This is a genomic window from Psychrobacter proteolyticus, assembly GCF_039762275.1.
GTDB lineage: Bacteria > Pseudomonadota > Gammaproteobacteria > Pseudomonadales > Moraxellaceae > Psychrobacter > Psychrobacter proteolyticus_C.
The window spans coordinates 595,547-610,251 of the sequence record NZ_JBDLOB010000001.1; the positions used below are offsets into that span (position 1 = coordinate 595,547).

10 protein-coding genes are annotated in these 14,705 nt (G+C 45.0%); 5 read left to right on the forward strand and 5 right to left on the reverse strand.

The annotated features are described in order from the left end of the window. The first annotated feature begins 44 nt into the window (after nt 1-44). From hisC to ABFV72_RS02400, 5 genes are all read left to right on the forward strand, one after another. Complete coding sequence (gene hisC / locus ABFV72_RS02380; RefSeq protein WP_347162273.1) at nt 45-1,187, forward strand: histidinol-phosphate transaminase; 1,143 nt, start codon at nt 45-47, stop codon at nt 1,185-1,187. Nucleotides 1,188-1,297: 110 nt separating this feature from the next. Further along, the gene (locus ABFV72_RS02385) at nt 1,298-3,631 is read left to right on the forward strand and encodes a bifunctional prephenate dehydrogenase/3-phosphoshikimate 1-carboxyvinyltransferase (protein WP_347162274.1); all 2,334 of its coding nucleotides are present in this window, start codon (nt 1,298-1,300) and stop codon (nt 3,629-3,631) included. Between the two features lie 195 nt (nt 3,632-3,826). Next, entirely contained in the window at nt 3,827-4,789 is a 963-nt protein-coding gene (gene rarD, locus ABFV72_RS02390; protein WP_347162275.1) for an EamA family transporter RarD, read from the forward strand. 42 nt (nt 4,790-4,831) lie between these two features. Continuing rightward, complete coding sequence (gene folB, locus ABFV72_RS02395; RefSeq protein ID WP_347162276.1) at nt 4,832-5,269, forward strand: dihydroneopterin aldolase; 438 nt, start codon at nt 4,832-4,834, stop codon at nt 5,267-5,269. Between the two features lie 19 nt (nt 5,270-5,288). Further along, nucleotides 5,289-5,792: a 2-amino-4-hydroxy-6-hydroxymethyldihydropteridine diphosphokinase gene (locus ABFV72_RS02400; RefSeq protein WP_347162277.1), complete on the forward strand. Its 504-nt coding sequence runs from the start codon at nt 5,289-5,291 to the stop codon at nt 5,790-5,792. A gap of 169 nt (nt 5,793-5,961) precedes the next feature. On the opposite strand, the gene cysE is transcribed toward ABFV72_RS02400, so the two are convergent. From cysE to ggt, 5 genes are all read right to left on the reverse strand, one after another. Beyond that, nucleotides 5,962-6,870 carry a serine O-acetyltransferase gene (gene cysE, locus ABFV72_RS02405; RefSeq protein ID WP_201566546.1) on the reverse strand — a complete coding sequence of 303 codons (909 nt, stop codon included), beginning with the start codon at nt 6,868-6,870 and terminating at the stop codon, nt 5,962-5,964. Between the two features lie 189 nt (nt 6,871-7,059). Beyond that, nucleotides 7,060-7,941, reverse strand: a complete 882-nt coding sequence (locus tag ABFV72_RS02410) for an RNA methyltransferase (RefSeq protein ID WP_347162278.1) — start codon at nt 7,939-7,941, stop codon at nt 7,060-7,062. Beyond that, on the reverse strand, nt 7,941-8,321 hold the full coding sequence (locus ABFV72_RS02415) for an Hpt domain-containing protein (protein WP_057759831.1): 381 nt from the start codon (nt 8,319-8,321) through the stop codon (nt 7,941-7,943). Before ABFV72_RS02415 ends, ABFV72_RS02410 begins: the two co-directional genes overlap by 1 nt. Nucleotides 8,322-8,393: 72 nt before the next feature. Further along, nucleotides 8,394-12,113, reverse strand: coding sequence for a DNA polymerase III subunit alpha (gene dnaE / locus ABFV72_RS02420; RefSeq protein WP_347162279.1), 3,720 nt, complete (start codon nt 12,111-12,113; stop codon nt 8,394-8,396). 297 nt (nt 12,114-12,410) lie between these two features. Continuing rightward, the gene (gene ggt / locus ABFV72_RS02425) at nt 12,411-14,369 is read right to left on the reverse strand and encodes a gamma-glutamyltransferase (RefSeq protein ID WP_347162280.1); all 1,959 of its coding nucleotides are present in this window, start codon (nt 14,367-14,369) and stop codon (nt 12,411-12,413) included. Nucleotides 14,370-14,705 lie beyond the last annotated feature (336 nt).

The following is a 14,705-nucleotide window of genomic DNA, read 5'->3' on the forward strand; positions in this document are numbered from 1 at the left end:
AGTATTCAAAAAAAGCATTTATAGATACCATCTAAGGATAAACCATGCAGACTACTCAATTGACCGCGTCAGATCTATCGCCGTTAACGCCAGCTTACGACAGTATTTTGGCATTGGCACCTTATCAAACCGGTAAGCCAATTGAGGAGCTGACACGTGAGTATGGTGTCTCAGATGTGGTCAAGCTGGCTAGCAATGAGAATCCAATGGGATGCTCCCCACGAGTGACGCTAGCAGTGACCGAGCAGCTAGGGCAGTTGTCGCGCTATCCTGATGGCAACGGTTACTATCTAAAGCAAGCGCTGGCTGATTTTAACGATGTCAATGCCAATCAAATTACCTTGGGTAATGGCTCTGATGATTTGCTCGATATTTTGGCACGTAGCTTTGTGGGTGCTGATGATGCCATCGTCTATAGCCAGTATGCTTTTGTGGTATATCCTATGCTAGCGAAGATGCAAGGTGCCACGGGCATTGAAGTGCCTGCTCAGCGCTTTGGGCATAATCTAAAAGCCATGAGCCAAGCGGTACAAGATAATCCGAATACCAAAATCGTCTTTATTGCCAATCCGAACAATCCAACGGGTACGCAGCTAGAGCAAAAAGAGCTGTATCAGTTCGTTGCCAGTGTATCAAGCTCAGTCTTGGTGGTACTAGATGAAGCTTATATCGAGTATAGTCCTGAGAGTAACAACCGCGCCTTACTAGATGAGTTCGATAATGTCATTATTGTACGTACTTTTTCTAAAGCTTATGGGCTGGCAGGTTTACGCGTCGGTTATGCTCTAAGCTCGGTAGCAGTGGCGAATTTACTAAACCGAATTCGTCAGCCATTTAACGTCAGCCGTGTCGGTTTAGCTGCTGCTGCTGCCGCACTTGCCGATCAAGACTTTATCGAAAAAACTCGTCTGATAAACGATGAGCAAATGCGTTGGTTAGAAAAGCAGTTTGACGCGCTAGGATTGGGTTTTGTGAAGTCGCATGCCAATTTTATTATGGTCGAAGTGCAGGTTGAGATGGAAGATATAACTGCTGCTTCGATTCATCAGGCACTACTTGAACAAGGCGTTATTGTCCGTCCGTTGGATGCTTATGGACTACCTAACTGGCTACGTATCACAGTAGGTGTGGCTGAAGACAACCTACGTTTGATCGATACTTTGCGTTCTATTTTGACTGAAGACTAAGCGCATCCATAAGTGCTTTGTAATTTAAAAACTGTTCTTAATTAGCCATTAAAATTTATAACACTAAGACTGGCCCTATCTATGTCTTAGTGTGTCCAACGAGAAAAGCCGTGAGTAGTCAGAAAAATAATAAACTTCAATCGTCTCTAAATACTACGCTGCCTATATTTAAACAAGTTTGTGTGATTGGACTTGGGCTGATTGGTGCCAGTTTTGCGCAAGCTATTAAAGATAATGGCTTATGCGCGCGTCTGGTAGCAGTCGATAGACATGCGCCAAGTATCATAGAAGCTATCGAGCATGGTCTGCTAGATGCAGGTAGTGCAAACCTACAGGACGTTATCGCTGGCAGTGATTTAATTATTATTGCAGTGCCAGTACAGGCTGTTCAAGCAGTGTTTGTTGATATCAAGCAAGCGATGGATAACGGACAGCTTGCCAGTGATTGCATCATGACGGATGTCTGTAGTACTAAGGTCAATATCATTGATGCCGCTAAAGCAGTGTTCGGCTCGCTGCCGATAGGATTAGTGCCAGCGCATCCAATTGCTGGGGCTGAAAATTCAGGGTATCATGCGCGCCGCGCCAGTTTATTTGCCAATCATAGTGTCATTATTTGCGAGCTACCGACAACCAGTCCAGCCGCTATTGCAAAGTTGCGACTATTATGGGAATCAGTAGGCGCAAATGTCATGTCAATGGATGCTGAGCATCATGACCGCATATTAGCGCACACCAGCCATTTGCCACATTTGCTTGCCTTCAACTTAGTTGAGCAATTGGCAAGCCATGATGACAATTTAGATATGTTTCGTTATGCCGCTGGTGGGTTCCGCGATTTTACGCGTATCGCTGCCAGTGACCCTAAAATGTGGCATGATATATTTTTTGCCAATCAAAGCGCGATTGTCAGCGCCCTTGATGAGTATGGTGTCTATTTACAGACGATGCGCCAGCTTATCATTGATAAAGATTCAACTGCCCTGATGGGACTTTTGGGCCGTGCGCAAGCCGCACGGCGACATTTCGGCCATATGTTAGCCAGCACCCCTTATACGGATACTTCTGCTATGTCAGCTTCTTATAATATTACCCCTAGCAATACTGTTTCTGGTACTATCGCCATTCCTGGTGACAAATCTATCTCGCATCGCAGCATTATGCTCGGCAGTCTTGCCACAGGCGTGACAAATGTGACTGGGTTTTTGGAAGGGGAAGATGCGCTAGCAACGCTACAAGCATTCCGTGATATGGGTGTGACTATCGAAGGCCCTGACAATGGCAACTTGACCATTCATGGCGTCGGTATGAATGGTTTAAAACCTAGCAAAACGCCACTGTACATGGGTAACTCTGGCACCAGTATGCGTCTGCTGTCTGGTATCTTGGCGGCGCAATCGTTTGATAGTGTATTGACAGGTGATACTAGCTTGAATAAACGCCCAATGGAGCGCGTGGCGGCACCGCTACGCACGATGGGAGCTGTGATTCAGAGCACTGGTCATAGTGGTACTGCGCCGCTGAGTATCACTGGTCGTGATACAGCTGGTAAGCCATTACAAGGTGCTGAGTATGATATGCCAGTTGCTTCAGCTCAGGTAAAGTCTTGTTTGCTACTAGCAGGTCTATGGGCCGAGGGTACGACAACGGTCACACAGCCTGAGATCAGCCGTGACCATACTGAGCGTATGCTATCGGCCTTTGGTTATCCGGTAACCGTAGAAGGCAATCGTATCAGTGTCACCGGTGGCGGCACACTAACAGGCGGCGATATCGCGGTTCCTGCTGATATCTCATCTGCAGCGTTTTTTATGGTGGCAGCAGCCATCAGTCAAGACAGCGAGCTGACCTTAACCCAAGTAGGTATCAACCCTACGCGTACTGGCGTCATTGATATTCTAAAATTAATGAATGCAGATATTAGCCTAAGCAATGAAACACATGTGGGCGGCGAGCCAGTTGCTGATATTACGATTCGCAGCTCAAACCTAGTCGGTATTGAAATACCAGAGCATCTCGTACCACTGGCGATTGATGAATTCCCTGTGCTATTTATCGCAGCCAGCTGTGCCCAAGGTCGTACGGTATTGACTGGTGCCAAGGAGCTGCGTGTCAAAGAGTCAGATCGTATCGCTGTGATGGCAGAAGGATTACATACGCTTGGTATTGATTGTACTGTAACTGATGATGGTCTGATTATCGAAGGCAAAGGCGCCGCTACTGAAAGCGGTGAAGTCAACAATGACCAGCCTGTCTTTGGTGGTGGTCATATTGTCTCGCATCATGATCACCGTATTGCAATGAGCTTCTCTGTTGCCAGTCTACGTGCATCCCAGCAAATTACCATTGAAGGGGTTGAAACGGTTAATACCAGCTTCCCAGGATTTGCTGAACTTGCCAACCAAATCGGTATGTCTATCCAAGTGGATACTGGTGCTGAATAAGTCGCTAAGCTACCATTAACTCTTAAAGATTTAATCTAACATCGTTAGCAATGTACTCATGTCACTATTGGCATGAGTACATTGCTTTTTACCTTATAATCTCACTGTAGTAACCCTGCGCTTTCACGATTCGATTGACAATAATAATTAGAATTAGGTGGGAGCGCGCTTTGCTCTAAAAAGTTGTCCTATATTATGACTACCCAAAATGTCATCAAAAAACCCGTTGCCCCGATAACCACAACCAGACGCGGCATTATTACTGCGCTTATCGCGTTTTTTATCTGGGGTGGATTTCCGCTATACTTCAAACAGCTATCTGATTATGATGCGACGGAGATCATTGGTCACCGTATCGTTTGGACGTTTTGTTGCCTACTGATTGTGTTGGTGGCTACCAAACGTTGGGGGTGGATAGAAACGCTCAAGCAAAACCCAAGATGGATCGCGCTATCACTCGTCTCTGGGTTAATTATCGCAACCAACTGGCTGACCTATGTATGGGCGGTCAATCAAGACCGTATCCTTGAGGCCAGTTTGGGTTACTTTATCGGGCCATTGGTTGGCGTTGCACTATCCATGATCTTGTTCAAAGAGCGTTTGCGCACGCTACAATGGGTAGCTATTGGATTTGCTCTGTTATCTGTGGTCATTCAAGTGGTGATGCTTGGCAGTCTGCCGTGGATATCGTTGATTTTGGCATTTAGTTTCAGTACTTACGGGACGATTCAACGACAAACGCCATTGACTGCTGTCGATGCCATGTTTGTCGAGACTGCGATGTTGGTGCCGTTATGTCTGTGGTGGTTTTGGCAATCTGATGTGGCAAGTCATCAACTGAGCTTTTGGTTTAGCTCAAATATTTGGCTGCTTATGATCGCAGGTCCGATTACGCTAATACCGCTTTTATTATTCAATAAATCTACCAAGCTCGTGGCATACAGTATTCTGAGCTTTATGAATTATCTGACGCCGACCTTTATTTTCTTTTTGGCGGTGTTCTATTATAAAGAACCATTCGATTTGCATCGTCTGGCGGTATTTGGTTTGATTTGGTTAGGTCTGTTATTATTCAGCATCGACCTGTGGCGCCATCGTCCAAGTAAAGTGTTAAAAGCGGCGCGCCTACGTGAAGAAGCGCTACAATCGGTTAAGTAAACATTAAAAACACGAAAAAAATTAGCAAACAAGGATGAAAGCATGTTTCATACTCAGTCTGACGTGGTATTTATAAAAGGTCTAAAAATTGAGGCGGTCATCGGTGTGTTTGATTGGGAGCGAGCCATTACTCAGCCATTACTCATTGATATCGCGCTTGAGACTGACATTAGCCGTGCTGCTGTGTCAGATGATGTCAGCGATGCCCTGAGTTATAAAGAAGTCTGCGATGATGTGAGCGAGTGGTGCAAAGAGATTCAAGCAAAGCTGCTTGAGCATTTAGCTGGTCAGATCTCTGATAAGATATTTGCAAAATATGACTGTCAAAAAATAACGTTGAGCATTGCTAAGCCTACTGCTATTGCTCAAGCGGATGCGGTAGGGGTGCAAATAACGCGCTATGCGCCAGCATCAACCAACGAGCTAGCTACTAAAGAAGCTGCCAAAGAAGTTAATGACAGCCAAGTCGATGATGCATAAAAAGCCCGTGGATTTGAATTTGACAACGTTCACACAATGCGCACCTGAGACTGTGCAAGCGCAGCCCGTGGTAGAGCTAGTGTTAGCGCTAGGTAGTAACTATCAAGCCGACAAGTATCTCCTGCTTGCTAGGCAGCGATTAGCAGCGCTAGGTGAAGTGCGATTATCTACAGCTTTTCAAAATCCTGATTTTACTGCAACCTTGGAACAGCCAAAGCCTGACTATACCAATCAATGTGTCCATCTAGCACTGACCACACCTGTGAGCCTACAACAACTACAGCAAACCTTTAGAACGCTTGAAGGTGATTGTAATAGATGTCGACAGACTAAGCCGAATCAAGTACGGCGAGTGACGATGGATATTGATATTTTGATGGTTAAATTGGCTAATATAGAAAATAGCCTAAGCAAAAATTCAATATCTAAATCAATGTCTGATTGGATTGTCATGGCCGATCGTTATCCATTCAAAGCGCATGAGGAAGCGGGAGTTAGAGAATTGCCCGTATCTATCGATTAAGCTTTCAAATAGTATTTTGGGGAAAAATTAATAGTAAATAGACAGTTAGTAAGATGACTTATTTTAACTGACAATGAAAACATCTAATATTTTGCAGTAGATAAAACTAAGGGGCGTACAGTATATTGTACGCCCCTTAGTTTTATCTCTTTTACTGAAGTTCTAGTAGTTACTTCTGTTCGTTATCTACGTCATTGATATCAGCACGACCAATCACATCTAAATCTTCTAGACATAGCTTGTCATATTCTTTTTTGCAAAAATTAGGATCAATATCACACATCGCTGACTGCAGTTGATCGAGACGATTTTCTGATTGTTGAATGTGCTCAAGCATTTTGGCAAAAGCTTCTGCGACAGGGTCTTGTGAATAAGGATCGATACCATAAGCACGGAAGGTATTGGTGCGTTTGGCGGTAGGAGTAGTGTCGTTAGTTTGATCGTTGCTCTCACCAGCTTGCGCAACTTTTTCTTGTTGCTTGGCGTCTTGTACTTTTGTTGCGATTGGATTGCCTTTTTCATCGTGATGATCTGAGATCATACGCGCGGCACTGCCGACCATCGTAGCGCCTGCTGGTACTGGTTTGACTACCACTGCGTTCGAGCCGATTTTAGCATTTTTACCGACCGTGAATGGCCCTAAGACTTTTGCACCAGCACCGACTGTTACACCGTCTTCTAATGTTGGGTGACGCTTACCATTATTCCAAGACACACCGCCCAAAGTAACACCATGATATAGCGTCACATCGTTACCAATCTCAGCTGTCTCACCGATGACGACGCCAACACCATGATCGATAAAAAAGCGTCTACCAATCTTAGCAGCAGGGTGAATCTCGATACCTGTCATGATACGCGAGCCGTAAGAGATCACGCGAGCGGCTAGTTTCTGTTCATTGTTCCAAAGGCAGTGTGCACCGCGATGCAAAACAAGCGCATGTATGCCCGGATAAGTTAGGATCACTTCCAAACTATTACGCGCCGCAGGATCTCGGGTGAATACTGCATCAATATCTTCTTTCAAATCATTCTTGATAGTAACAAGCGATTTGAATAATTTGGATGGCAATGACATAAAGCGTCCTATCTATTCGTCGGTAGAGTGTCGTCGCGAAAACAGCGATGCCTCTAATCTGTGGTCATAAAGTTCGGATAATCAGGAATATATATTTTCGCTAAGCTTCTGCAAGTTATAACAGCTTTATACCGCAAAATACAGTAAAAAGCTGTCAAATAAAGGCAAGCTCATAAACTACGGCTTGTTTTAGTCTTTCGATAGTTTGGCAATCAAAGCGCTTAATAGCTGATACTCTTTTTGGTCAAGCTGTAGGCGTGACCCAAGTCTAGACAAGCGCGATGGCAATGATTTTAGATGTTCGCTATTTGCTAGGCCACGCTGCACCATAAGGTCAGTGGTGCGCTGAGTGAGCTGTTGCAGCTGCTGCTGATTAATAGCAGGCTCATCCCATTGCTGACGCAAATTCACATTGATTGTCGATTGGGCGTCTGTGCTTGTATCCGAATCTAGACTATCAGCTGTCTGAGTGTGCGTTTGAGCATAAGCAAAAATAAAGCTGGCGATGACTTGCACCGCTGATGCGACATTTAACACAGGGTAAGCAGGATTGGCGTCAATTTGAATATGATAATCGGCATAAGCCAATTCTTCATTGGTCAATCCACGGTCTTCACGTCCAAATAATATAGCGATATTTGGTTTGTTAGAAGTAGCAGCAGATGAGGTATCAACACTACTATCATCTGCACTTAAAGCTGCCTGTGCATCGATAAAGTCAAACATAATCTTAGCGGCTTGCGTAGGTGTCACCACAGGGCGCGGCATATGACGGCTACGACTGCTAGCAGCAAATACCAACTGACAGTCAGAGATAGCAGATTCTAAAGTGGGTGCAATCAAAGCTGACGATAATAATTCACTGCCACCTGCTGCATGAGACACACTGGTTTCGTCAATCGGTAATTTGGGATCGACTACCGTTAAACGAGACAAGCCCATGGTATGCATCGCACGGGCAGCCGAACCAATATTGGCAGGCAAGGTTGTATTAACCATGACCACTTGCAAGCAATCAAGGTAGTCGTTCACTGTGCGTGATGATATTGCTAATGAAGCGTCGTTACTCATTATTGTCCCAGTCTCTGATTGATTTCTTGTTCAGCACGGTGTAATGCAATGGCAATCTCTTCGATCAGGACGGCTTGCTCATTGATACGGCGCTCACGGCAGTATTCTTGTAGCTGGCTGCTAAGACGAACTAATTGAGTCGTACCTAAGTTGGCGCTAGCACCTTTTAAAGCATGAGCAGTTTCAAAGCCATTGGCGTTATCGTCTTTTTGATGAGCAATTCGCAGCGCTGCAACTCTTTGCTTACTATCAGCAAAATATACTTGTATCAAATCAACAAAGTCTTCTTCGAGCAGGTCACGCATGTCCTCGAACTGTTCATGATTGATAATTTCTTCATCAGTTTGTCCGAGCATATTATTATTTGTAGTGTCATCCATGGTGGTTGTCCAATTTATAAAAGTTAAAGCAATAAGATTACTATAATGAATTTTTAAAACGTAATGTACGTCTTAGCTGTAATGGAAATGTAAGTTCTCTTCACTGACCAAAGTCTTTAATGTCTGAAGGTTATCGTCATTTGGATAAACGCGCCAGTGCTCAGACAGTCCAACATTTGCAATGCCATAGACTTCATAAATGCTTAGTCCAAGCGGCAGACAGTTATCATTGATAGAAGCGTCAGTATTACTCAGGGCATTATTGGCATAACTGGCTGACATACCGTTTTGATTGGCCGCGTCATGGTTCATGTCGCTCTCTAATGCCAATAAATCATTACCATTTTCATCATACAAGCTGCCACCCATTGCGGGATCGTAGACATTGTTACCGCTGCCACCTTGCTCGTCTTGCTCTTGGTTATAAGCCAGACGCGGCTCAGGAATAATGTCAGCTTGGGCTGATTTGAGTAATGGCTGTAGACGTGTGAGCAAATTAATATCACTACCGTGAACTTTGATACTGATTTTTTTGAGCCAACGTAGTCTGGCATCTACCATACTCATGGCACTATCAAGACGTGCAAACAAACGTCCATCACGCTCACGGATACTGCCTTTGATAATGACGACTTCATCGATTTTCAACTGCTCTTTGACACGGTTAAAACGCTCAGCATAACAGCTGACCTCGAGTCTCGATGTACCGTCATCTAAAGTAATCACGTTGCGATTACCAAAGTTGGCAATATCTATAATAAGCCCTGAAAAATAGCAGCTACCGTTATAGCCTGTATCGGTTAACTTATCGAGACGCGCACCAGAGGTATAGCGTTTTAACTCATCCAAATACTCATTGATTGGATGTCCCGTTAAGTACAGTCCCAAGGTGTTTTTTTCCGCTTTTAGACGGTGTTTGTCACCCCAGATGAGTTCTGGCGTCATCACTAACGGCGGCGCTGCGACCACACCGTCCATTTCACCAAACAAATCCATCATACCGATTTCGCGGTTTTGACGGTCTTGCTCAGCGGCTTGTACGGCGCTTGGCAATTGACTCATCAAGGCACCGCGAATCTCGTAAGCTTCGTCGGCTGGCAAGTCAGGTCGTAGCGTGGCGGCAAAGTCATCAAAACAGCCAGCGCTGACCAACGCTTCAAGTGTGCGTTTATTGACTTTTTTGATGTCGACACGGCGGCAGAAGTCATACAAGTCTTTAAAAGGACCATCCGTGCGGCGTGCATCTACGATAGACTCTACCGCGCCTTCACCCACGCCCTTGATTGCGCCAAGACCATAGATGATATTGGTCGGAGTATCGGCAACGAAGTGCCATTCACTACGATTGACCGAAGGGTTGACTACGGTTAACCCAAAGTTTTCACGGCAGTCATTGATAAAGAACACGACGTTGTCGGTGTTGTTCATATCTGAAGTTAAGACCGCTGCCATAAATTCGGCAGGGTAGTATTGTTTTAGATAAGCCGTTTGATAAGCCAATACACCGTAAGCCGCAGAATGCGAGCGGTTAAAACCATAACCTGCGAACTTTTCCATCAAGTCAAAAACACCGCCTGACGTGACTTCATCAATGCCTTGTGAGGTGGCACCAGTGACAAAAATATCGCGCTGCTTTGCCATCTCTTCAGGTTTCTTTTTACCCATCGCACGGCGTAGCATATCAGCACCGCCCAAACTATAGCCTGCCATCACCTGTGAGATTTGCATCACCTGTTCTTGATAGACAATAACGCCATTGGTGTTTTCTAAAATTGGCTCAAGATTGGGATGGTCATAAATGACTTCTTCGCGACCATGCTTACGGTCGATATACATCTCTACCATGCCTGCATCGAGTGGGCCGGGACGATACAGCGCACACATGGCGATGACATCCTCGATATTGGTCGGTTGCAGTTTAGCCAGATACTTTTTCATACCCATACTTTCTAGCTGAAAGACCGCCGTGGTTTTAGCGTCTTGCAGCAGTTTATAGGCTTTGCTGTCATCTAGCGGCAAATCTTCCAAAACTAAGGCAGGTACGTTTTCTTTTGCACGGCGCAAGTTGATGTTTTCAACTGCCGCATTGATGACGGTTAGGTTACGTAAACCCAAAAAGTCAAACTTCACCAAACCAACAGCTTCTACATCGTCTTTATCAAACTGGCTGACACGGTGACCTTCATCATCACAGTAAATGGCGCTAAAGTCAGTGATCTTGTGCGGAGCAATCAATACACCGCCGGCATGTTTACCGACGTTTCGACAGACACCTTCCAGCTTAATGGCCATCTCCCAAATCTCAATAGCATCTTCATAATCCATATTATCAGGATTAGAGATCAAGTCTTTGAGCTGTGGCTCTTGCTCAAGTGCTTGGCTCAAGGTAATACCAGGTGTTTTTGGAATCAGCTTGGATATTTTATTGGCCAAAAAGTACGACTTGCTTTGTACACGTGCCACATCTCGCACAACCGCTTTTGCGGCCATCGTACCAAAGGTAATAATCTGTGAGACGGCATCACGGCCATAGGTTTGCGCGACATAATCAATGACGCGGTCACGACCTTCGATACAAAAGTCGATATCGAAATCGGGCATCGATACACGCTCAGGGTTCAAGAAGCGCTCGAACAGTAGATCGTAATGAATCGGGTCAAGGTCGGTAATGTTTAATGCATAGGCGACCAAGGAACCTGCACCAGAACCACGTCCAGGGCCTACTGGTACACCATTGGCTTTTGCCCAACGGATAAAGTCCATGACGATTAGGAAGTAACCAGGGAAGCCCATGGATAGAATAATATCTAACTCATATGCTAGGCGTTCATCATATCTCTGACGGAAATCGTTCCAATTGTCCGTACGTGCTTCGACAGGAAACAGCTTATCTAAGCGCTGCTCAAGACCGCGTTGTGACTCGGCACGGAAAAAAGATTCAATCGTCTCGCCTTCAGGCACAGGAAAATCAGGTAGGACGTTAATACCAAGCGTTAAGGTGACATTGCAGCGAGTGGCTAAGCGCAAAGTATTGTCAGTGACTTGCGGAATATCAGCGAATAATTGCTCCATCTGAGCTTGTGTTTTTAGATACTGCTCATCCGAGTAAGTCTGCGGACGGTTTGGATCAGCAAGGACATAAGAGCCTGCAATACACACGCGGGCTTCATGAGCATCAAAATCATCTTGCTCTAAGAAACGCACGTCATTATGCGCAATGATAGGGATGTTGTGTTTGGCACCTGAATGGATGGCTGCTCTAATAAAAGCATCTTCGCCTGAACGATTGGTACGCTTGATCGCAAAGTATAAACGATCATCAAATTTTGCCTGCCATTCAGTAAGTAGTTCATCGGCTTTTTCTGGCATCGAGCCGACCAATGCTTGACCCACGTCTGACTTTTCTGTGAGCAGTACAATCACACCTGCTGCATGCTCTAAGATATGACTGCGCTTGATAACTGGCGTGCCATGATTGACAGGATCAGCGCGACCTTCGGTAAACCCAAGCGATACAATACGGGTAATGTTTTGATACCCTTCGTTATTCATCGCAAGTAGGGTGAGGCGTGTGTCTTCATTATCCATGATGACTTCACTGCCAATGATAGGCTTGATACCCGCACCTAAGCAGGCACGATAAAACTTTACCGTGGCATATAAATTGGACAAATCGGTCAATGCCAACGCGCGCTGATTATCAGCCGCAGCAGCTTTTACCAGCGGTTTAATACGCACGATAGAATCGGTGATGGAATATTCGCTGTGAATGCCAAGGTGTACAAATGCCATAGAAGACTCTTACTGGTACGATCAAAGAAATAAGCTGCCGATAAAATAATTGATTATTATCAATCAATTATACTGATATCTAGGGGCCGATAAGACCTCGATAGCCATATTGATACGTTTTAAATGGGGTCGTCAATAATAGCATTATTTGCCACAGACAGCCACAGGTTCAAAGGGTTTAATCTGCGTAAGTTAAGTCATTAAGGTATAAAAACTCGGTTATAGACAACAGCAAAAAGCCCCCAATACAATGAGGTATAGAGAGCTATTATGTGATTGATAATTAAAGTCAGTTTTTTAGTAACCAACCACCGCTGCATCGACAATGCGTGGATCGGACGATCCATAAACACCGTTTGGTGTGAGCATGATCGATTGTGTAGATCCCATCGCAGATTTTGGACTGACCGTATGACCCATCGATTCGAGCTTTTTGACAGTATCACTATTCAATGCTTTTTCGACTCGAATCTCATCAGGTAGCCATTGATCATGGATACGCGGTGCATGTGTTGCCTCAGCGATATTCATATCATGATCGATGACATTGGAGATAATCTGAGTGACAGTCGTGATGATACGGCTACCACCTGGGCTACCCGTGACGATGTAAGGTTTGCTGTCTTTGAATACGAGTGTCGGACTCATAGAAGACAGTGGACGCTTATTGGCTTCCACAGCATTAGCGTCGCCACCAAGTAAACCGTAGCCATTTGGTACGCCAGGTTTGGCAGAAAAATCATCCATTTCATTATTGAGCAAAATGCCTGTACCGTCCGCAACGAGACCAGTACCATAAGAGAAATTCAACGTATAAGTATTGGCTATCGCATTGCCATCTTTATCAACGATAGAGAAGTGTGTGGTCTGATCACTCTCATAGGGCAGAGGATTGTTCGCTTTGATAGTCGCTGCTGGCGTGGCTTTATTGGGATCAATCAACGTACGCAGTTTGTCTGCATAGGCTTGTGAGGTTAAGCCGCTGGCAGGTACATCGATAAAGTCGGCATCTCCCAGATACTCAGCTCGATCTGCATACGCTAACTGCATTGCTTCTGCCATTAAGTGAATAGTCTGTGCGCTGTTTTGTCCGTAGTCTTTGAGCGGATAGCCTTCTAAGATATTCAAAATCTGGACGATGTGAATACCACCAGAGGAGGGAGGCGGCATAGAAACAATCTCATAGCCACGGTAGTCGCCTTTGACAGGTTCGCGAGCAATCGCTTCATAATCGCTCAAATCCTGCATGCTCATGCTACCGCCTGCTTCATTGACTGCTTTGACCAGTTTTTGAGCGGTCTCACCCTTATAAAACCCATCGGTACCCTGTACCGCAATCCGCTTTAGCGAACGCGCAAGCTCAGGCTGTTTTAGACGTTCACCCGGCTGATAAGCGCTGCCATCAGGCTTAAAAAACACTTTTTTGGTACTTGGCCATTTCTGTAAGCGATCACTCAACGCCGTGAGTGACTCTGACAAGCCAGCGGTGACTTCTATGCCGTCTTCAGCCAGTGCTATCGCTGGTGCCATAACTTGCTCGCGGCTCATCGTACCATGCTCTTCTAATGCTTTTAGTAGTCCTGCTACTGTCCCTGGTACGCCAACTGCCAAGCCATGATAGCGAGATAAGTCGCTGACAGCATTGCCTGCTTCATCGAGGTACATATCGCGTGAGGCGCTACTTGGTGCTTTTTCACGGTAATCAAGCGCCACCGTTTTGCCTTGCTTGGCATCATAAATCATCATAAAACCGCCACCACCGATATTACCCGCACGCGGCAAGGTTACTGCTAGGGCAAAACCTACTGCAACGCCAGCATCTACCGCATTACCGCCGTCCTTTAGAATCTGTAGACCAATGTCAGAAGCAAGCGCTTCTTGGGTAGCGACCATGCCGTTCTTTGCCCAAACTGGATGATGAATGGCGTCTTCAGAATAGATGGCTTGGTCACTATTAGTATTGTTAGCATTGTTCGATGTGGTGTTAAGGGTATTGGCCTTCGCTCGCGTGATGCGCTTGGTTTCAGAGAGTACCGTTGGACTATCAGCCATGATAGCCAAGTTTATGGCACTGGTATTGATTGATGTATTGTTGACTGTCGCATTACTTACTGAGGTCGTTGACTCTACAGCCTGTGCGGATGTAGATAGCAATAGCGTACTGGTAATGAGCACGACGCTAGATTTGAGTAAGGTATTAATTTTTGGTTTACGTTGCTGAGCGGTTCGATGGTGGCGAGATAATAACTGTGACATCGCAAAGTCCTTTTTACGCGAGTGGAAAGCATAGAGCTAGGAAGTAGGTAAGCCTAAATAGTAACGAAAATATGAAATAGTAGAAAGTTGTTTATTATCTTTTGTGGTGTACGCTTTTATAGCGCTTGGCTGTATCAGCTATATTTCAAATAAATGAGGCTAATTTTCAAGTAAATGAAGCTACTGATAAGATAGCTGTTATACAGAGAAAATTACTTATGAATGAAGAAATTCTTTAAAAATATTCGCTAATATTACTAAATTGTAACGTCTTGTGATATAAATAACGGTACCACTGTACACTCATTATCGACTGTCTATTCATACAAAGAGATT